Annotated in this window: 17 protein-coding genes; 12 read left to right on the forward strand and 5 right to left on the reverse strand. The window is 58.8% G+C overall.

Features of this window, described 5'->3' with window-relative positions:
- Nucleotides 1–22 precede the first annotated feature (22 nt).
- Genes hpaD through I9184_RS15720 form a run of 3 tightly spaced genes read right to left on the reverse strand, consistent with a single transcriptional unit; the run spans nt 23 to nt 2,830 of the window.
- Complete coding sequence (gene hpaD, locus I9184_RS15710) at nt 23–865, reverse strand: 3,4-dihydroxyphenylacetate 2,3-dioxygenase (RefSeq protein WP_209835104.1); 843 nt, start codon at nt 863–865, stop codon at nt 23–25.
- A 54-nt stretch (nt 866–919) separates the two neighbouring features.
- Nucleotides 920–2,428, reverse strand: coding sequence for a 5-carboxymethyl-2-hydroxymuconate semialdehyde dehydrogenase (gene hpaE / locus I9184_RS15715; RefSeq protein WP_171636526.1), 1,509 nt, complete (start codon nt 2,426–2,428; stop codon nt 920–922).
- Between the two features lie 3 nt (nt 2,429–2,431).
- Entirely contained in the window at nt 2,432–2,830 is a 399-nt protein-coding gene (locus tag I9184_RS15720) for a 5-carboxymethyl-2-hydroxymuconate Delta-isomerase (protein ID WP_209835105.1), read from the reverse strand.
- Between the two features lie 105 nt (nt 2,831–2,935).
- On the opposite strand from I9184_RS15720, the gene hpaR reads away from it, so the two are divergent.
- The gene (gene hpaR / locus I9184_RS15725) at nt 2,936–3,376 is read left to right on the forward strand and encodes a homoprotocatechuate degradation operon regulator HpaR (protein ID WP_171636528.1); all 441 of its coding nucleotides are present in this window, start codon (nt 2,936–2,938) and stop codon (nt 3,374–3,376) included.
- A 33-nt stretch (nt 3,377–3,409) separates the two neighbouring features.
- On the opposite strand, the gene I9184_RS15730 is transcribed toward hpaR, so the two are convergent.
- Entirely contained in the window at nt 3,410–4,762 is a 1,353-nt protein-coding gene (locus I9184_RS15730) for an aminotransferase class III-fold pyridoxal phosphate-dependent enzyme (RefSeq protein WP_209835106.1), read from the reverse strand.
- A 34-nt stretch (nt 4,763–4,796) separates the two neighbouring features.
- Nucleotides 4,797–5,576: an IclR family transcriptional regulator gene (locus tag I9184_RS15735; RefSeq protein WP_171640795.1), complete on the reverse strand. Its 780-nt coding sequence runs from the start codon at nt 5,574–5,576 to the stop codon at nt 4,797–4,799.
- Nucleotides 5,577–5,684: 108 nt separating this feature from the next.
- On the opposite strand from I9184_RS15735, the gene I9184_RS15740 reads away from it, so the two are divergent.
- From I9184_RS15740 to I9184_RS15790, 11 genes are all read left to right on the forward strand, one after another.
- On the forward strand, nt 5,685–6,614 hold the full coding sequence (locus tag I9184_RS15740; RefSeq protein ID WP_171724625.1) for a tripartite tricarboxylate transporter substrate binding protein: 930 nt from the start codon (nt 5,685–5,687) through the stop codon (nt 6,612–6,614).
- A gap of 63 nt (nt 6,615–6,677) precedes the next feature.
- Entirely contained in the window at nt 6,678–7,214 is a 537-nt protein-coding gene (locus I9184_RS15745; protein ID WP_152460588.1) for a tripartite tricarboxylate transporter TctB family protein, read from the forward strand.
- 7 nt (nt 7,215–7,221) lie between these two features.
- Nucleotides 7,222–8,742, forward strand: coding sequence for a tripartite tricarboxylate transporter permease (locus I9184_RS15750; protein WP_209835107.1), 1,521 nt, complete (start codon nt 7,222–7,224; stop codon nt 8,740–8,742).
- Between the two features lie 4 nt (nt 8,743–8,746).
- Nucleotides 8,747–10,231 carry an aldehyde dehydrogenase gene (locus tag I9184_RS15755; protein ID WP_209835108.1) on the forward strand — a complete coding sequence of 495 codons (1,485 nt, stop codon included), beginning with the start codon at nt 8,747–8,749 and terminating at the stop codon, nt 10,229–10,231.
- Between the two features lie 15 nt (nt 10,232–10,246).
- Nucleotides 10,247–11,542, forward strand: a complete 1,296-nt coding sequence (locus tag I9184_RS15760; protein ID WP_209835109.1) for an aminotransferase class III-fold pyridoxal phosphate-dependent enzyme — start codon at nt 10,247–10,249, stop codon at nt 11,540–11,542.
- Nucleotides 11,530–12,480 (forward strand): homoserine kinase, encoded by a 951-nt coding sequence (locus I9184_RS15765; RefSeq protein WP_245218159.1) that lies wholly within the window; start codon nt 11,530–11,532, stop codon nt 12,478–12,480. The genes I9184_RS15760 and I9184_RS15765 overlap by 13 nt, the downstream gene beginning before the upstream one ends.
- Nucleotides 12,481–12,493: 13 nt before the next feature.
- Nucleotides 12,494–13,729 (forward strand): Tm-1-like ATP-binding domain-containing protein, encoded by a 1,236-nt coding sequence (locus tag I9184_RS15770; protein WP_171636546.1) that lies wholly within the window; start codon nt 12,494–12,496, stop codon nt 13,727–13,729.
- A 436-nt stretch (nt 13,730–14,165) separates the two neighbouring features.
- Nucleotides 14,166–14,966: a transporter substrate-binding domain-containing protein gene (locus I9184_RS15775; RefSeq protein WP_209835110.1), complete on the forward strand. Its 801-nt coding sequence runs from the start codon at nt 14,166–14,168 to the stop codon at nt 14,964–14,966.
- A 69-nt stretch (nt 14,967–15,035) separates the two neighbouring features.
- Nucleotides 15,036–15,698, forward strand: coding sequence for an amino acid ABC transporter permease (locus I9184_RS15780; protein ID WP_171724631.1), 663 nt, complete (start codon nt 15,036–15,038; stop codon nt 15,696–15,698).
- 11 nt (nt 15,699–15,709) lie between these two features.
- A complete protein-coding gene (locus I9184_RS15785) occupies nt 15,710–16,372 on the forward strand; it encodes an amino acid ABC transporter permease (protein WP_171636552.1) in 663 nt (220 codons plus the stop codon).
- Nucleotides 16,369–17,091, forward strand: coding sequence for an amino acid ABC transporter ATP-binding protein (locus I9184_RS15790; protein WP_209835111.1), 723 nt, complete (start codon nt 16,369–16,371; stop codon nt 17,089–17,091). The genes I9184_RS15785 and I9184_RS15790 overlap by 4 nt, the downstream gene beginning before the upstream one ends.
- The last annotated feature ends 7 nt before the right edge of the window (nt 17,092–17,098 follow it).

The following is a 17,098-nucleotide window of genomic DNA, read 5'->3' on the forward strand; positions in this document are numbered from 1 at the left end:
CCCTTTTGTTCCGTTGCGTGCGTCACACCGAAAAGCTGACATTGGCCTGACCGGTGCCAGAGCTGCCGAAATACGGGGTGTAAATGTCGATCTCACCCTTGTAGCCTCCCCACCCCAACGCACCAAACAGCAAAGCAGTGTCATTCATGGCGCATTCACCGGTGCATTTTTTTGCATAGTCCGGCAGCATTTCCAGAAACTCTTCAAATCGGCCCTGCTGCCACAGCTCCAGAACGCGCATGTCCATCTGGCGGTTGAACTCGCCATTCACGGCATTCAGCCCGTCGACCGAGCGTTCATTCGGTGTAAAGTCGTGGCTGAGCGAGCCGGACGCCAGAATGGATACATTGCGGTCCGAACGTCGGATACCCTCGGCAATGGCTTCGCCCCAGGCCCGGTTTTCCGCAATCGACGAGAATTGATTGACCGCCACCGGCAAAACCCGGGCATTCACGCCATCATTGATGAAATGCATCGGCAGCAGGGTGCCGTATTCCATGCCCATGTCGGGGTGCGAATGGCCCAGCGCCCGCTCTCCCCGTTCGCGCAGAACGTCAAGGATGGTTTCCCCAAGTTCATGATCGCCGCGATAGTCGAACTCCATATCCGCCAACATATGCGGCAGTTCGTGACTTATGAACCGGCCCTTGTGATGTTCCTTCGTGTTCAGGTGAAACCCTTGATTGGTGATCCAATGGGTGTCGAACACGATGAACGTCTCGACCCCGCGGTCGATCGCGTCCTGACGCAGGCGTGCATATCCATCAATGGCGGATTGCCGGATGCCCTTGTACTTTTGCATCGTGTGGGACATCCAGATGCTGGGTACATGCGTGATCTTTGCGGCCTGTACTATCTTTCCCATGGCAATTCCTCCTCGTGTAATGGGCTTGCCCCGGCCGGGGTCGGCCCGCGTGATCTATTTACCCAACTGCATGATCTTGTGCTGACCGGTGGCAAAGCCGATATGTTTCTGTTCCATATAGAATTCAAAGCTCCAGTCGCCGCCATCCCGGCCAATGCCGGACGCCTTGACCCCACCGAACGGCGTGGGCAGGTGACGCACGTTCTCGGAATTCACCCAGATCATTCCAGCCTCCAGCCTGTCTGTAAACCGAAGCGCGCGGGTCAGATCATTGGTCCAGACATAGCCGGTCAGGCCATATGGCGTGTCGTTGGCGATCTCCAGCGCCTCATCCTCGGTCGAGAACGGGATCGAGGTCAGGACAGGGCCAAATATCTCTTCACGCGCAATGCGCATCTGGTTGGTGGCATTGGTGAACAGGGTCGGCCGGACGAAATAGCCCGCATCCCCCACCGTGACGCCGCCAGCGGCGACAGTTGCGCCATCTTCCTTGGCGATGTCGAAATAGCTCGTGACCTTGGTGTAGTGTTCTTCGGTCACCAACGGCCCGATCTCGGTCTCGGGGTCCAACGGGTGCCCCACCTTGATGTTGTTGACGCGCTCAATCAATCTGGCTTCGAAGTCTTCCTTGATCGTGTCCTGCACCAAAAGCCGCGAAGACGAGGTGCAGCGCTCGCCATTGATCGAATAGATCATGAAGATCACGGCATCCAAAGCACGGTCCAGATCCGCATCATCAAACACGACAACCGGGTTTTTTCCACCCAGTTCCAAATGGTTGCGCTTATGGGAATCTGCGCCTTGCTTGACGATCAGACTGCCGGTACGGCTTTCGCCCACAAAGGCAATGGCCTTGATCAGCGCATGCTCGCACAAAGCCTTGCCAGCGTCGGGGCCAAACCCGTTGACCGTATTCAGCACACCTTTGGGCAGCCCTGCCTGCTCGGCGATTTCCACCAGAAGACGGGCCGTCAGAGGGGAATCCTCGGCGGGTTTGTGAACCACCGTGCAACCCGCAGCCAGGGCCGGTGCTATCTTCCAGGTCGACAGCATGAACGGCGTGTTCCACGGGGTAATCACGCCAACCGGGCCAATCGGCACACGGGTCGTCACATTCATCAGCGTCGGAGACTTCAGGTGCTGCCCATCCCGCGCCTGAATCACCTGATCCGCGAAATACCGGAAGTTCTCTGCCCCGCGCAAAGCTGCCTTTGACATGAAACGCAGGGTCTGCCCCGTGTCCCAGCACTCGCACAGTGCAATTTCCTCGGCGCGCGCTTCAATGGCATCAGCCACATTCAACAAGATGCGACGGCGTTGGGTGGCGGGCATGTCTCGCCACTCTGCAAAGGCTGCGTGGGCGGCCTTGGCTGCCGCGTCGATGTCATCTGCCGTGCCATGGGCAACATCACAGATCACGGATTTGTCGACGGGTGAGACCGACTGAAACACTCCGGCGGATCCGTCCCGGTCTTCACCCGCTATACGGTTGTGGATGCCCGTTTCCCGGAACCGGTCCAGAAAGCCGTTCAGCTTTTCGATGTTTGTGTCCAGTGCGCTCATGCGTCAGGTCTCCTGCGTGGTCGCCGACAGGTGGTCGCGGATCGTACCGGCCGTGGGCGACAGCTTGGGGTCGATGTCACGCATCTCAAGCGAGAGCGCGATGGAATGCTGTGAAAAAACCGGCGCCAGATATGTTTTGACCGCCTCGAATATGCGCTGTGTCGCATCTTCCTTGACATCCGCGGATCGGCCTGCCCGCAGGCGGATCGAGATATCAATGAACCCATGCGCCGGGTTGCCGTCCGCTATGGCGTAATGATCGACCCGTGTCGCGCGCACACGAATGCCGGGCATGGGAAAGGTCTCGATCCCGGCCGCCGTTGACCGAATGCACTCGCACAGGCCATCCATGTCGATCCTGTCTTCAAGATTGCCGGAATATTCGGCGTGGAAGTGAGGCATGGTCTCTCCTTTATTAGTTAACATGTTTAGTTTTTAATGCACCCCCTGTCAAGAGATTGCTTTGTTAATCTTTGCAATTCCCAAAACGGCGTTCTAGAAGGCCGCATGAACACTCAAAGCCACTCCAAAAGCACTGCCCGGTCCCTTCCGATCGCGTTGCTGCGTGCCCGCGAAACCGTCATGGCTCCGATCCGGGATATGCTGCAAGGCATTCAACTGACCGAGCAGAAATGGCGCATCCTGCGTGTTCTGGACGAGTTGGGCGAAGTGGAGCAAAGCACCATCGCGCACGAGGCGTGCCTGTTGCTGCCCAGCGTGACCCGCATTTTGCGCACGATGGAGGCTGACGGCCAGATTACCCGCCGTCAGGATAGCGAAGACAAACGCCGCACCATGGTCAAGATCACCGAAGCAGGCCGCACCATCCTCAGGGAAAACCTGGCCACTTCACTTGCGATCTCCAGCAATATCGAAGCGCAGATGGGCAAGGAGAAACTGAATCAGTTGCTGGACCTGCTCGAGGATCTGCAAGCTATCAAAGTCTGACCCCGCCAGGTTCCGAAGGGGTCGTTCAACCGCCTACAAAGTGGCAAGACCGGTATCCAGCGCCGACAGAATTTTGGCCACATCTTCCGAAGTGACGATCAGCGGCGGCGATAGAATGATGTTGTTGCCAGACACACGCACCATCACGCCATCTTCATATGCGGCTTTCTGAACCTGAAGCGGCAGGTGTTTTGCGACAGGCGCCTTGGTCGCCCGGTCCGAAACCAGTTCCAATGCGCACATCAGTCCCTCGCCGCCCCGCACGTCCCCGATAGCGTCATGCTTGTCGGCCAGCTTTTGCAAGCCGTCAAACAACTCATCCCCACGCGCAGCAGCGTTTTCCCAGATCCTCAGCCGGTTGATCTCGGACAGGGCGGCCAAGGCCGCGGCCGCCCCGACCGGATGGCCAGAATAGGTGTACCCCTGATCCACGGATGCCAGGCCCGTGGTATCACTTTCAAAAACCTCTGCGACCGCGCCGGAAATCATGGCCGCGCCAAAAGGGAAATACCCGTTGGTGATCGCCTTGGCCGTCGTCATGATGTCGGGCTGAACACCCCAGTGCCGCGCACCGCTTTCGCTGCCGGTTCGACCAAAGGCGGTGATGATCTCGTCCGAGATCAGCAGAATGCCGTGTTTCGAACAGACCTCGCGCACCATGGGCATGAAGCTCTTGTGTGGCGGGATCACACCGCCCGCGCCCAGCACCGGCTCCATGATGAAGGCGGCAACAGTGTTTGCACCCTGAAAAGCGATCTCGGCCTCAAGCGCCTTGACGCAAAGCTGCGCCAGACGCTCGGGGTCGGTTTCGTCAAACGGGTTGCGATAGGTCCACGGCGCAGGCACGTGAAAACAGCCGGGCATCATCGGCTCATACACGGCGCGGAATTTCTGGTTGCCGTTGACGGAAGCGGCGGCAAAATGGGTGCCGTGATAACCCTGTTTCAGGCTGATGAACTTGGTGCGCCCTGCTTCACCCCGGACCTTGTGATATTGACGCGCAAGCTTCAGCGCAATTTCGACCGAATCCGACCCGCCCGACGTAAAGAATGAACGGGTCAGCCCGTCGACCTCGAAGAACTGGGCCAGCTCATAGGACAGCTCGATCGCCTTGTCATTGCTGGTGCCGCGAAAGGTCGAGTAATAGGGTAGCGCGTTCAGCTGATCCGCTATGGCCTGTTTCACCGGTTCACAGGAATAGCCCAGATTGACGTTCCACAGCCCCCCTACGGCGTCCAGCGCCGTGTGACCATCGACATCCGTGATGTTGACCCCTTCACCACCGCTGAGAATGGTCGGCGGGTTCTTCCGGCTGTCGGCGGGGTGCGCCATCGGGTGCCAGAAATACCGGGCGTTGTTTTCCTTCAGAAAGTTGGAGTCTTTCATGTCGCGGGTCTCCGAGTGTTGAATCCGCCCCGGGTCACGGGTGGAATCCGGTTGGAAAGGAGTCGGGCAACTGGCCGCCAAAACCAGCAGTCAGATCAGCCGAAAGTGAATGCAACGTGGACAGTATTGCCGGAAGGCGGTCGCTGGTTGCCCGGGCTTCCGGGACAGCTATCGCGATGGTACCCAATGCGACCTGATCAATGCCGAAGATCGGCGCGGCATATCCAAAGACACCTTCTTCGTAACTGCCACGGCTGTCGGCCCAGCCTGAAACTCTGATCTTTGCGACTCGTTCCCTGATAAGCTTCGGATCAGTAAGCGTGGCTTGCGTAAACCGTGCCTGCACGTGCTGATCCAACTGCTCCAAAAGGTGAGCCGGCCCGAAACTGAGCATGCAAAGACCTGATGCCGTCGCATTGAGCGGAAGCATCTCGCTGGGATCCAGACTGACACGGACACTGTGCAGCGTTGTTTCCACCACAAGCGCCGTCTGCAACCCCGTTTTCTCCAGCAAAGACAGATGCAGGGACTCACCGACCACCTGCATGGCGGCCTGCATCTTTTGGCGCGCGCCCTCAATGCCGGGCCTGGCGATCTCTCGCAGCGCGGCCAAACGCAAAGCCGCCGGCCCGATCGCATAGGATTTCGTCATCGGATTCTGTTCGATCAACCCGAACTCCTCAAGCGCGCGCAGGTGACGCAATGCCGTTGCTTTGTTCAGCCCGGACAACCGCGCAAGGTGACTCAACCCGATCTCTGGGCGGGCATTGGAAAAGTAGTCCAGCATTTTTAAGGCGTTAAGGGCTGTACCCATGTGCGTGTGGTCCTCTTGCTCAGGTATTACTTGACAGAACTAACTTAACAAAGCAACATTATTATTGTTAACGCGGTTCAATTAATGAACCAGTATCGGGAGGTGTCAATGAAGAAATTTCTAACAGCCGCCGCTTTTGCGGCTTCGGCCACTGCCGCACTGGCTGAATACCCTGAAAAGCCGGTAAGTTTTGTCGTCCCCTGGCCTCCGGGTGATCTGGAAGATGTCCTTACCCGGATGATCGCCGACGAATTCCAGGCCATGTACGGTGTGCCTGCCGCTGTCGTGAACAAACCCGGCGGCGGAGGCGGCCCATTCCCCGGCGCGGTCGAGGTGGCAACCGCTCCGGCGGATGGCTACACCATCGGCTCATTCGTCATCGGCGTACCTGTCATCGGCCCCGAAATCGGAATTCCCGAACTCAACCCGAATCCTTTTGATCCAATTGGTATCTTCCTGACCTATCCCTTCGTCATCGCGGCCAGCAAAGACGCGCCGTTTTCAAGCTGGGAAGAACTGGCCGAACACGGCAAGGAAAATGACGTGGCGCTTGGCCATTTCGGATCGGTTCTGCCCCCCACTCAGGTCACATTTGCAGCTGCGGTCAGCAGCGGGTTCGACTTTGCCAGCGAAGCGGCTTTCGACGCCCTGGATTGCAACACGCTGGCCTCAGGCGACGTGGATGTCATCAATACGACGCTACAGCTTATCCTTCCCTGCCTTGATCAGGTGAACGTCCTTGCCAGCATCGGCGGCGAGCGGATTTCACTGGTTCCGGATACGCCGACGATCGTGGAACTCAATCCGGATCTGCCATTGGCCCTTTGGAACGGGCTGTTCGTGCACAAGGACACGCCCGCCGACGCGCGTGAAAAGATCTCGGCTGCCGCGCAGAAAGCGTTGTCCTCGGACAAGGCCAAAAAGCTGGCTGAGGAAACGGGCGCCCTGATCTACTGGCAGGACCCGGACGCTTCGAATGCTCAGATCGAGCAGGACAAAGCCTCTTTCGCCAAGATCGAAGAGATTCTGGGCGAATAATCCGAAACAGGCCCGGCCAGATCGAACAACGCCGGGTCTGTTTGATTCAAACAGGAGGCCAAGATGATAGCAAAGACGCTGCAAGACATGTTCCGAAGGTATCGACGTCCTGGCGATATTGTCTTTGCCTTCCTTTTCTTCGGCTTCTCCCTGTTCCTTCTCAGCCAGATCGGCGCTGAGACTCAGGCCGTCAAACGAACCAAGTGGTTTGCCCAGCCCGCCCTTTGGCCCAAGATCGCGATCTGGGGCATGGTTTTGTTCAGCGGCCTCCACTTGCTGGGCTCCTTCCTGTCCCCACGCATTCCCGGACGGTTGCGAGAGGTGACGTTCTGGTTGATGTCCCTCGAATACGTTGCCTACTTCCTGATCTATGTCGTGGCGGTTCCGTGGCTTGGATACCTGCCATCGACCATGCTTTTTGCAGCCCTGCTGACGATACGATTGGGGTTTCGATTGCCCGGGGCTTTTTGCGTTGCACTTGGCTTCGGCGCGGTCGTGGCAGTCGTTTTCCGCGCGTTGCTTCAGGTGAACATTCCTGCGGGTCGGATATACGAATATCTGCCCGACGGGCTGCGCGCCTTTGCGCTGACCTACTTGTGAGGCCAAGATGGACAATCTGATTTCCGGCTTTGCAATTCTGGCACAGTGGCAGGTCGTCGTGGCACTGATCATCGGATCGGTGGGCGGGGTCATCATCGGCGCGTTGCCCGGCGTCGGCGCCGCTGTCGCAATTGCCATCCTGCTGCCCGCCACCTTCGCGTTCGAGCCCATCGTCGGCCTGACCCTTCTGTTGGGCATCTACGGGTCGTCCATGTATGGCGGCGCAATCCCCGCCATCCTGATCAACACGCCCGGTACGGCCGTCAACGCACTGACCACCTATGACGGCTATCCCATGACCAAGCGCGGGGAGGGCCACCGGGCCCTGTCGCTGGCCTATTCAGCGTCGTTTTTCGGCGGCATCTTCTCGATCCTCTGTCTGATCATCCTGTCGCCCGTATTGGCCTGGGTTGCCCCACATTTCGGCAGCCGCGAGATTTTTCTGGCCGCACTCATGGGCATCCTTCTGGTGATCCTGGCCCATCGCGGGCAAACCTTCTCGGCCGCGATGCTGGCGTTCTTCGGCATCTTCCTCAGCACCGTCGGTCTGGAACCCGTCAAATACACCAAACGTTTTACCTTTGACCAAACCTGGCTTTCGTCAGGTGTCGATCTGATCGTGGTCGTTCTTGGGCTGTTCGCCATCAGTCAGGCGCTGCTGTTGCTGGTCGACAAAGAACACGCGCCGGGCGAAGCCCATGTGCGCGGCAGCATCTTCGCGGGCCTCAAAGAGCTGCTGGGCCTGAAACGCATCGCGACGGTTTCGTCATCGCTGGGTGTGCTCATGGGCATGATACCGGGCACAGGCGAATTCACATCACAGTTCCTGTCATACACATACGCACAGAAAACCTCTGAGGACCCGGACAAATTCGGCGATGGATCACCCGAAGGTCTGGTGGCGTCCGAGGCGGCCAACAATGCCGTTCCCGGGGCCGCGATGATTCCACTGCTGGCGCTGGGTATTCCGGGCGAGGCGCTGACCGCGATGATGCTGTCCGTCTTCTACGTTCACAACGTGATCCCCGGACCGCAGCTTTTTGCCGATCAGATGGATTTTGTCATGGCGCTGTACATGTCGCTGATCCTGCTCAACGTGATTGTTCTGGTCTTTCTTTTGTTCTCGACCAACCTGCTGCTGAAGATCATTCAGATCCCGACGCGCTTTCTGGGGATCATGATCCTGACGCTGTCCTTTGTCGGGGTATTCAGCCTGCGCAACTCAGTCACGGACTGCGCTATTGCCGCCGGGTTCGGCGTGTTCGGGCTGATCCTGAAGCGCCTGAACCTGCCCATTGTTCCGATCATTCTGGGCATGGTTCTGGGCGGGATCATGGAAGTCAAACTGCGCAGCGCCATGGCGCGGGTGAAGTCGCCATTTGATTTCATCGACCGACCGATTGCCGCAATGCTTTTCATCATGATCCTCGGGATCCTTCTGCTGCACGTTCGCTCGCTGATCAAGGAACACAAGGAACGTATCAGACCGCAGCCGGTTCTCGACGAAGACTCAACTCAGCAAGGATAACCCCATGGACCAATCCTCGATTGATGCGCTGCGTGCGCAGGACATTGCTCCGCGCGGGCATTTCATAAACGGCCGCAGTCAGGATGGCGAAACCGGGGCCCGGCATCAGGTTCTGTCTCCGATCAACGGCCAACCTCTGGCGCTGATCGCCGAAGGCACACCGGCCGATGTCGACATGGCCGTGCGCGCGGCACGCAGTGCTTTCGAGGACGGGCGATGGTCGCGCATGGCCCCTGCCGGCCGCAAGAAAGTGCTTCTGAAGCTGGCCGACCTGATTGAAGCACGCGCGCTTGAACTGGCCGTGCTGGGCGTGCGCGACAACGGAACCGAAATCACCATGGCCTACAAGGCCGAGGCGCTCTCGGCGGCTGCCACTTTCCGGTATTATGCCGAGGCGATCGACAAGATCTACGGACAAATCGCCCCGACAAGCGGTGACGTTCTGGGTCTTGTGCATCACGCTCCGGTCGGGGTTGTCGGGGCCATCGTGCCCTGGAACTTTCCACTGATGATCGGCAGCTGGAAAATTGCACCGGCACTGGCCGCAGGCAATTCCGTCGTGCTGAAACCTGCCGAAAGCGCCTCACTCAGCCTGCTCAAGATTGCCGAGCTTGCCGCAGAAGCCGGAGTGCCCGATGGGGTGTTCAACGTCGTGACCGGGCGTGGCTCGGTCGTGGGTGAGGCGCTGGCCCTGTCGATGGATGTCGACATCATGGTGTTTACCGGGTCGGGTACAACCGGGCGGCGACTGCTGGAGTATTCGGCGCGGTCGAACCTGAAACGCTGCTATCTTGAACTGGGCGGAAAATCCCCGAACATCGTTTTTGCCGACGCCCCTGATCTGGCCGAAGCGGCCAAGGTTTCCGCGGCGGGCATCTTCCGCAACTCTGGTCAGGTCTGCGTCGCCGGATCGCGCCTGTTGGTCCAGCAAGAGATCTACGAGGACTTCGTCGCCGAGATCAGCCGCCACGCCGAAGGCTTTCGCGTCGGCGACCCGCTGGATCTCAACAACCAGATCGGTGCGGTCCACAGCCTGCCAGAGCTTCAGGCCAATCTGGATTTCGTCACCAAGGCCGAGGCCGAAGGCGCCGAGCGCCGGACCGGCGGAAACCGCATCCTGACAAAGACCGGAGGCTATTACATGGCGCCGACCGTGATGGCCAACGTGAAAGAGACCGACACCCTGTTCCAGAATGAGGTCTTTGGCCCTGTTCTGGCCGTCACGCCCTTTGCCGTCGAAGACGAAGCGCTGCGCCTTGCCAATGCCACCGTTTACGGGCTGGCCGGTGGTGTCTGGACCTCGAACCTCAGCCGCGCGCATCGCATGGTGGCAGGCATTCGCGCCGGCGTTGTGCATGTCAATACATATGGCGGTGCCGACCTGACCGTTCCGCTGGGCGGCGTTCGCCAATCCGGCAACGGGCACGACAAATCGCTGCACGCGATCGAGAAATACTTCGATCTGAAAACCGCTTGGATAAAACTCTGAAAAAAGGCCGCCCGCATGACCCTTTCAGCGAAATCTGCGGAACTCATTGAACGCAGGGCCCGGTTGCTGGGCCCCAATGTATCGACCTTCTATGACGAACCCGTTCATTTCGTGAAAGGGGAAGGCGTCTGGCTGTGGGATGCGGACGGGCGCAAGTATCTGGATTGCTACAACAACGTGCCTCATGTGGGGCATTGCAACCCGCGCGTGGTCGAGGCGATCTGTCGTCAGGCACGCACGCTCAACACGCACACCCGGTATCTGCATGACGGGATTCTGGACTATGTGGAAAAACTGACCGGAACGATGGACGACTCCCTGGAAACGGCCATCCTCGCCTGTACCGGCTCCGAGGCAAATGACATTGCTCTGCGAATGGCCGAGGCGATGACCGGAAAACGAGGGATCATTGCCACCGACGCCACCTATCACGGCAATACCGCGCTAGTCAGCCAGTTGAGCAGATCGAACATCCCGACGGTCGGCTTCGGTCTGGGCCGGTATTTCCGCTTTGTTAGCGCGCCCGACAGCTATCGCCATCCCGACCCGGACGGGTCAAAATTCGCCGATGCGGTGGCGGAACAGATTGCGGAACACGAAAAGGCCGGCATTGGTTTTGCCGCATTGATCCTCTGCCCTTACTTTCTGAACGAGGGGTTTCCCGACAACCCGGACGGTTGGCTGGCACCCACGGCCAAGGTCGTCCGCCAGGCCGGGGGCCTGTTGATCTGCGACGAGGTGCAATCAGGCTTTGGCCGAACCGGCACCCACATGTGGGCGCATCAGAAGTTGGGCGTTGTGCCGGATGTCATGACCTTGGGCAAACCCATGGCCAACGGCCATCCAGTGGGCGGCGTGGTCACGGGTTCCGAGATCATTTCGGCATTCCGCAAGGGATATAGGTACTTCAACACGTTTGGCGGAAACCCTGTTTCCTGTGCCGCTGCGATGGCGGTTTTGGAAGAGATCGAAGACCAGAGCCTGGTCGCACATGCCAGATCCGTTGGCGACCACGCGCGAAAACGGCTGAATATTTTGAAAGAAAAGTATGACGTCATCGGAGACATACGCGGCTCGGGGCTGATATTCGGGGCTGAAATGGTCCTTGATCACGACACCAAGGAACCCGCCGGTGAATTCACTGACCGTATCATCAACGCCATGCGCCAGCGCGGGATCATTCACTCCAAGCTTGGGCGTCACAAGAATACTCTGAAAATTCGCCCGCCCATGACATTCTCTGTCGAAAACGCGGATCTTCTTTTCGACACGCTGGACGACGTGTTGGCGGAAACGCCATGGGTCGCATGAAGCAGATCGTGGAACATGCGCTGTCCCTTTGGGGGCTGGCTGATGGCCAGGCGTCTCTCGTGGCGGCTCGGGAAAACCGTGTCTATCGCGTTCAGGCAAGCCAGACCGTCTATGCCCTCAGACTGCATCGCAAGGGCTTGCGAACGGATGCCGAACTCCGGTCAGAGCTACAGTGGATGGCCGTTCTCGGCAAAAACGGGGTCCGGGTTCCAACGCCCGTCGCGGCCGCGGATGGGCGCTATCTGCATCTGGTGGACGGCATTCAGGTCGACATGCTCGACTGGCTGCCGGGCCGCCCTCTGGGTGCGACCGAAAAGGCTTTGACGCATCAGGACCGGACAGGCGTCTTTTGTTCAATTGGCCGGGAAATGGCACGGCTGCACCACATCAGCGACCAATGGGCACCCCCTCAGGGCTTCGTGCGTTGGTCATGGGATCGCAGCGGGCTGCTTGGAGCCGCCCCTGTCTGGGGTCGTTTCTGGGAAAACCCAACGCTTGGAAAAACGGACCGGGCCCTTTTCCTGGCGTTTCGGGATATCGCAGATCGTGACCTTCGGCGCGTGGAAAATCAGTTGGATTACGGGCTGATCCACGCCGATCTTGTCCGCGAAAACGTCATGGTTGACGGTGACAAACTGTGGCTGATTGACTTCGACGATGCCGGGTTCGGTTTTCGCCTGTTTGATATCGCAACGACGCTTCTCAAGAACCTGCACGAACCTGATTTCAACCGGCTGCGCGGTGCTTTGCTGGCGGGGTATCGATCTGAACGAACGATCTGTACCCAACAACTCGACCTGTTCATGGCACTGCGCGCCGTAACCTATGTGGGATGGGTTGCATCCCGACTGAACGAAGATGGATCGGGCTTACGCAATGAGCGGTTCATTGAAACCGCCCGGGCGTTGATGTCCCAATACCTTCAACAGCACATCTAGACAGGAGGCACCGATGGCCGAAAAGACAATCCTGCTGATTGGTACGTATGATACGAAAGAGCCCGAAATGCGGTTCATCGAAAAGGCGGTCAGAGCGCAGGGCGCTGACGTGCTGACCATGGATGTATCGGTTCTGGGTGATCCGTCCGAACCGACGGATATCTCGAAACACGACGTTGCCGCTGCCGGTGGCATGACAATAGAACAGGTCATCGCGCAAGGAGACGAGAACAAAGCCTTTCGCGTGATGTCCGCAGGGGCCGCAAAAGTTGTTGCACAGGCCTATTCAGAAGGTCGATTTGACGGGTTGCTGGCCACGGGCGGGACCATGGGCACAGACCTTGCACTTGATTGTGCACAGGCTTTGCCGATGGGGGTTCCCAAATATATCGTGTCAACGGTCAGCTTCTCGCCTCTGATCCCTCCGCACCGGTTGGCGCCGGATGTTCAGATGATCCTGTGGGCCGGCGGCCTGTATGGCATGAATTCGATCTGCAAATCGTCGCTCAGCCAGGCTGCCGGGGCCGTCGTGGGCGCAGCCAAGGCGGCGACCGCCCCCGATCGCAGCAAACCTCTGATCGGGATGACCAGCCTTGGTTCGTCCTGCCTGCGCTACATGAAAATTCTGAAACCGGCACTGGAAGACCGCGGCTTTGAAGTGGCCGTGTTCCACTCTACCGGCATGGGCGGCATGGCCTATGAAAAACTGGCGGGCGAAGGCGCGTTTGCCTGCGTGATGGACTTCTGCATGCAGGAATTTGGCAACCTGATGGCGGGCTCTGTCGTATCCAGCGGCGATGACCGGGTCACCAATGCCGGGCGCGTAGGAACGCCCCAGATGGTGGCGCCCGGTGCGCTGGATCTATTGGATTTTGCGGGTTGGCAGGACATCCCCGAACAATATGCCGATCGCCCGTTCCACGAACACAACCGCCTGATCAAAAGCTCGGTTTTCAACGGCGCCGAACGGCGCGCCTGGATTCGGGAACTCGCCAACCGGCTGGAAGCCGCAACCGGGCCGGTGCATTTCTTTTTGCCTGTTCAGGGTGTCGAGGCCTGGGACAGGGAAGGCGAAGAGGCGCATGATCCAGAGGCTCTGGCCGAAATGGTGGACGAGGCGCGCAAGGTCATGCCCGGCCGGGTGCCGATGACCGAGCTGGATGTTCACATCAACGACGCGGCTTTCTGTCAAGCTGTTCTGTCGCGATTTGACACGTGGGTGGAAACCGGCGTCATCCGAACAGACTGAACGCCATTGGCAGCATCGGGAAACGGAAAATCTCCCTGCGCTTTGCCTGACAGCGAATTGTGGCACCTGTCCGGATTTGTGCAGGTCGGTTCCGTGAACCTCGGGCACCCAGTCTTCTGGCGGACGGTTCCAGAATGTGTTGGGGTTGTCTTCATCCATCCTGGCCCGGTGCAAGCTGCGCCACGCGGACCGGATCAGAATGACCGGTTCTTCATGCGGATGTTGCGTAAAAAGCGTCTCCACAACGTTTTGAACGATTGGATCATCGGCTTACCGCCACCCCCAAGACGATCAATCAGCCAAGGGCGTTTCTTGAACAATTGATCCATGCTTTAGCCGGGTACGGGCCCGTATCGGTTGCCGGTGGAATTTTTTTATGGATGTTGGATCCAATATCCTTTATTCGTGATCGCATCTTTGATTCAGGGAGGATCACATGCTCAAGAAACTCGTCGCTTTGGCGGCCTTCACCACTTTCACAACAGGTCCTGCGATGGCGGACACGCTCGACGATGTCGTGGATCGCGGTACTCTTCGCTGCGGCGTTGTTCTGGACTTTCCGCCGATCGGGTATCGCGACGCCAACAACGAACCGGCGGGTTTTGACGTGGATTACTGCAATGATCTGGCCGCGGCGCTTGAAGTCGAGGCGGAAATCCTGCCTTTGACCTGGGCCGAACGCCTGCCAGTCATCGTGACCGGGCGCGCCGACGTCGTGTTCGGCGCAACCTCGGACAGCCTTGAACGGGCGCGGACCGTGGGCTTCAGCATTCCCTATGCAATCTACTATGCGCAGGGCGTCGTGAACGCGGACAGCGGGATCGAAACCTTCGAAGACATCCGCGGCAAACGCGTCGCCGCCGCGATTGGCACCGTGCCGGAACAGGAATGGCTGAAGATTGCCGCCGAATGGGGTGAGGAAGGCAATTATCAGGGCTATCAGTCGGAAAACGAGGTGTTTCTGGCGGTCGCGCAGGGCAAGGCCGATATCGGCATCACCACCAACACCGCTGTTCTGCCGATCACCCAGCAGTATGAAACGGTGCTGGCCGGCCCCCGTATGCCCTGGACGACCGACTATACCTCGGTGGTGGGCAAACGACAGGACGTCACCTGGCTGAATTTCCTGAACCTGTTTGTCACCCATCAGGTGCGTTCGGGCCGGTATCAGAAACTGTGGGGCAAATATGTCGGTGGCGAAGCACCCGAGCTGCGCATCCCCGGCGTGATGTACTGATTTCACCCCCCAGTGCTCTTTCGTCGGGTTTCGGCCGGGCGAAAGAGCCGGTCAATTCGGAAAAAACCTGTGTTCGATTACAACTTCCACTGGCGGCCGGTCATGAAAAGCCTGCCGGACTTGCTTGAGGCATCGCTGCTGACTCTGCAAGTCGCGGTTCTGGCGATGATCCTGGGCATCCTCATCGGCCTGTGCCTTGCACTGACGCGGCTGCACCTGAAGGGGCCGCTGTGCTGGTTCGCCTCGGCCTGGGTCGAACTGGCCCGAAACACGCCCGCCTTGTTTCAGCTGTTCTTTTTCGGCTTCGGGCTTGGCGCATTCGGCCTGCACCTGTCGCCATATTTCATCGTGCTGGCGGGTTTGACCTTCAATTGCGCCGGCTATCTGGCCGAAAACTTTCGCGGCGGTTTTCAGGCCGTCCCCGAGACGCAGTTGCGGGCCTCTCGCTCTCTGGGCATGACTGCGTGGCAGGCTTACACACGCGTGGTGATCCCGCAGGTGTTTCGCATCGTCTATCACCCGATCACCAATCAGATGGTCTGGGCCGTGCTCATGTCCTCGCTGGGCATGCTGGTCGGTTTCCGCGAGCTGTCCGGCGAGACGCAGTTCTTTGCCTCGCGCACCTTCCGCATCTTTGAATATTTCGCCGTCACCGCGGTCATTTATTACGTGATCGTCAAAATCATCCTTCTTGCCTCGCGCCTGCTGGCGTCCCGGCTTTTCCGCTATTGAAGGAGGCACAGATGCAACCCACTGTCAGCTTTTTCAGCGGCTTCACCATCAATGATCTGTGGTTCCTGGGCGAAGCTGCCCTGCGGACACTCTGGATTTCGGTTCTGTCGATATCCATCGGAACGCTTCTTGGCGTGGTATGCGGGTGGATCCTGTACGAGGGCAAGCTGGCCGCAGCCCTGACAGTGGCCCCGTTTCTGGATGTTTTCCGTTCCGTCCCGCTGATCATCCAACTGGTGCTGTTCTACAACTTTGCGCCCATCGTCGGGCTCAATCTGGACCCCTTCGCCTCGGGCGTGGTGATCCTGTCGATCTACACGGCCGCTTTGGTTGCGAATGTCGCACGCGGAGGGATCGAGGCCGTCGGTGCGCCGATGCGCCGTGCCGCGCGCAGTCTGGGCATGACCTATTGGCAGGATCTGCGCTATGTCGTCTTCCCGATTGGCGGGCGCGCGGTGTTCCCGGCCTGGGTCGGTGTCGCACTGGGAGTGATGAAGGACAGCGCGTTGGTTTCGGTGCTGGGCTATGTCGAACTGCTCAAGGCCAGTCAGATCCTGATCACCCGGACGCAGGAACCTTTCCTGATCCTGACAATCGCGGGCGCGTTCTATTTCGCGCTCAGCTATCCGATTTCGCGCTATTCCGCGTCTCTTGAAAAAAGGTGGGCCCAATGATCGAAATTCGCGACCTGCACAAGTATTTCGGCGCGCTGCATGTGCTGAAGGGCATCGATCTGGATGTGCAGAAAGGAGAGGTCCTGTCGGTGATCGGCGCATCGGGCTCCGGCAAATCGACCCTGCTGTATTGCATCAACGGGCTGGAACCGATCCAGCAAGGCTCGGTCAGGGTCGATGGCACAGATGTTCATGCCAAAGGCACCGATATCAACAAGCTGCGCACAAAGCTGGGAATGGTGTTTCAGCAATGGAACAGCTTTCCTCACCTGACCGCATTGGAAAACGTCGCGCTGGCCCCCAAGATCGTCAAAGGACTGTCAAAATCAGAAGCCCGCGATATCGCCGCCCGCCAACTGACCCATGTTGGCCTGGGCGAAAAGCTGGGCGTCTACCCATCTGCCCTTTCGGGTGGCCAGCAACAGCGTCTGGCCATCGCCCGCGCGCTGGCGATGGAGCCGGAATACATGCTGTTTGATGAGGCGACGTCAGCGTTGGATCCCGAACTGGTGGGCGAGGTTCTCGACACGATGCGCCTTTTGGCCGAAGAAGGGATGACCATGATCTGTGTCACGCACGAGATGGGTTTCGCACGCGATGTGTCGGACCGGGTTGCTTTCTTCCATCAGGGCGTGATGGAAGAGATCGGCCCGCCCGGGCAGATATTCGGTGCTGCGCAATCCGAACACACCCGTAAATTCCTGGCCAACGTGCGCTGAGTGCACT

The organism is Ruegeria sp. HKCCE3926, assembly GCF_017872515.1.
Classification (GTDB): domain Bacteria; phylum Pseudomonadota; class Alphaproteobacteria; order Rhodobacterales; family Rhodobacteraceae; genus Ruegeria.

Coding starts and splice junctions, on each gene's coding strand:
- I9184_RS15735 (WP_171640795.1), bottom strand. CDS start 5,576: ATGGGTACAGCCCTTAACGCCTTAAAAATGCTGGACTACTTTTCCAAT.
- I9184_RS15765 (WP_245218159.1), top strand. CDS start 11,530: ATGGGTCGCATGAAGCAGATCGTGGAACATGCGCTGTCCCTTTGGGGG.
- hpaR (WP_171636528.1), top strand. CDS start 2,936: ATGAACACTCAAAGCCACTCCAAAAGCACTGCCCGGTCCCTTCCGATC.
- I9184_RS15720 (WP_209835105.1), bottom strand. CDS start 2,830: ATGCCTCACTTCCACGCCGAATATTCCGGCAATCTTGAAGACAGGATC.
- I9184_RS15770 (WP_171636546.1), top strand. CDS start 12,494: ATGGCCGAAAAGACAATCCTGCTGATTGGTACGTATGATACGAAAGAG.
- I9184_RS15745 (WP_152460588.1), top strand. CDS start 6,678: ATGATAGCAAAGACGCTGCAAGACATGTTCCGAAGGTATCGACGTCCT.
- hpaE (WP_171636526.1), bottom strand. CDS start 2,428: ATGAGCGCACTGGACACAAACATCGAAAAGCTGAACGGCTTTCTGGAC.
- I9184_RS15730 (WP_209835106.1), bottom strand. CDS start 4,762: ATGAAAGACTCCAACTTTCTGAAGGAAAACAACGCCCGGTATTTCTGG.
- I9184_RS15740 (WP_171724625.1), top strand. CDS start 5,685: ATGAAGAAATTTCTAACAGCCGCCGCTTTTGCGGCTTCGGCCACTGCC.
- I9184_RS15760 (WP_209835109.1), top strand. CDS start 10,247: ATGACCCTTTCAGCGAAATCTGCGGAACTCATTGAACGCAGGGCCCGG.
- I9184_RS15785 (WP_171636552.1), top strand. CDS start 15,710: ATGCAACCCACTGTCAGCTTTTTCAGCGGCTTCACCATCAATGATCTG.
- I9184_RS15775 (WP_209835110.1), top strand. CDS start 14,166: ATGCTCAAGAAACTCGTCGCTTTGGCGGCCTTCACCACTTTCACAACA.
- I9184_RS15755 (WP_209835108.1), top strand. CDS start 8,747: ATGGACCAATCCTCGATTGATGCGCTGCGTGCGCAGGACATTGCTCCG.
- I9184_RS15790 (WP_209835111.1), top strand. CDS start 16,369: ATGATCGAAATTCGCGACCTGCACAAGTATTTCGGCGCGCTGCATGTG.
- I9184_RS15750 (WP_209835107.1), top strand. CDS start 7,222: ATGGACAATCTGATTTCCGGCTTTGCAATTCTGGCACAGTGGCAGGTC.
- hpaD (WP_209835104.1), bottom strand. CDS start 865: ATGGGAAAGATAGTACAGGCCGCAAAGATCACGCATGTACCCAGCATC.